At 66.5% G+C, this 2,000-nt stretch carries 2 protein-coding genes; both read left to right on the forward strand.

What is annotated here, in order from left to right:
* A partial coding sequence (arsD, locus tag WAW39_RS19470) for an arsenite efflux transporter metallochaperone ArsD (RefSeq protein WP_422320830.1) occupies window positions 1–544 on the forward strand: 544 nt, incomplete at its 5' end.
* Window positions 541–2,000, forward strand: a 1,460-nt coding sequence (gene arsA, locus WAW39_RS19475; RefSeq protein ID WP_422320831.1) for an arsenical pump-driving ATPase, incomplete at its 3' end; no start/stop codon positions are given. The genes arsD and arsA, both read left to right, overlap by 4 nt.

Below are 2,000 nucleotides of genomic sequence, written 5' to 3' on the forward strand. Positions count from 1 at the left end.
GCATAAGCCTGCGCTGCGCCCCGGCCCTGCCGCTCCCTCCGCCGCGCACGTCCTTCCCCGGCGCATTCGTCGTTCCTCCCTGCTCAAAGACAATCCCCGCACACTCGCCGCCATTTACTTGGCGAATTCACCAAATAGTATTCCCTTGGCCACCGGAGGTCTCCACCCCATGGTATCTCCCCACGCAGCAGGCATCTTCACCCCTCCCCCCATGAAAAGCATCCAAGTCTACGATCCACCCATGTGCTGCTCCACCGGCATCTGCGGCACAAACATCGACCCCGACCTCGTGAACTTCGCCGCCATGCTCGCGCAGTTTCACAAAGCAGGCATCAAGGTCGAGCGCTACAATCTCGGCCAGCAGCCAGGGGACTTCGCGTTGAACGATGCCGTGAAGGCCCTCATGCTCGCCGAGGGCACCGAGGTCCTGCCCCTCATCTTCTGGGATGGCCAGCTCCATCTCAAAGGCCGCTACCCCAGCAAGGACGAGCGCCCCGCGTGGTTCCAGGCAGCATTCCCACACGAGGAGGCCGCCACATTATGAGCCTCCCCCTTTACCAGCCCACGGCCGCCACCACCACGCGCTTCCTCTTCTTCACCGGCAAAGGCGGCGTCGGCAAGACGTCCCTCTCCTGCGCCTGCGCGCTCCGCCTCACCGAGGCCGGCAAGCGCGTCCTCCTCGTCAGCACAGATCCCGCGTCCAATCTCGATGAAGTCCTGGAGACCACCCTCACCAGCGCGCCCACGCCCATCCCCGGTGCACCCGGCCTGCACGCGCTGAACATCAATCCCGTCGCCGCCGCTGCTGCGTATCGTGAGCGTCTCATCGGCCCCATGCGCGGCATCCTTCCCGAGTCCGCACTCCGCAGCATGGAGGAGCAGCTCTCCGGCTCCTGCACCGTCGAGATCGCCGCCTTCGATGAATTCTCCGGCCTCATCGGCGATCCCGCCGCCACGCGCGACTACGATCACGTCATCTTCGACACCGCACCCACCGGCCACACCCTCCGCCTCATGAGCCTCGCCAAGGCCTGGGATCAGTTTCTCGACACCAACACCAGCGGCACCTCCTGCCTCGGCCCCCTTGCCGGTTTGGAAAAGCAGCGCGTCATCTACGAGGCCACCGTCCACACCCTCGCAGACGCCGCCCTCACCACCCTCGTCCTCGTCAGCCGCCCCCAGGCCGCCGCCCTGCGCGAGGCCCGGCGCACCTCCGCAGAACTCCGCGACATCGGCGTCGGAAATCAATGCCTCGTCATCAATGGCACCTTTGAAACCCTCTGCCCAGATGACATCACCGCCCAGGCCATGCAGCAGCGCGGTGCCGCCGCACTCGCCGCCGCAGACGACTTCATCCGCAGCATGCCCAGCTACATCGTCCCCCTGCGCCCCATCAATATCCTCGGCATCCCCGGTCTCCGCGTCCTCCTCGCACCCGCAGCACCAGAGAACGATGAAAGCCCCGGCGCAAAGCCGCAGCCGCAAAGCTGGACACCCCCGCAGATGGAAAGCCTGGAGAGCCTCGTCACCACCCTGGAGCAGCAGGGCCACGGCGTCATCATGACCATGGGCAAAGGCGGCGTCGGCAAGACCACCGTCGCAGCCGCCATCGCCGTCCTCCTCGCCCAGCGCGGCCACGCCGTCCACCTCAGCACCACAGATCCCGCCGCGCACCTCGCGCAGACATTGCACGGCCAGGTGCCCGGCCTCACCCTCAGCAAGATCGATCCCGCTGCCGAGACCGCCACCTATCAAAGCGAAGTCATGCAGGCGCAAGCCAGTGCCATGGATGCCGCAGGCCGCGCTCTATTGGAGGAAGACCTCCGCTCCCCCTGCACCGAAGAAATCGCCGTCTTCCGCGCCTTTGCACGGGAGGTCGGCCAGGGCACGCACCGCTTCGTCGTGCTCGACACCGCCCCCACCGGCCACACCCTTCTCCTGCTCGATGCCAGCGAAGCCTATCAGCGCGAGCTCGAGCGCCAGGCCCGCAGCACCCAGCC

Source organism: Prosthecobacter sp. (assembly GCF_049294395.1).
In the GTDB taxonomy this organism is placed as follows: Bacteria; Verrucomicrobiota; Verrucomicrobiia; order Verrucomicrobiales; family Verrucomicrobiaceae; genus Prosthecobacter.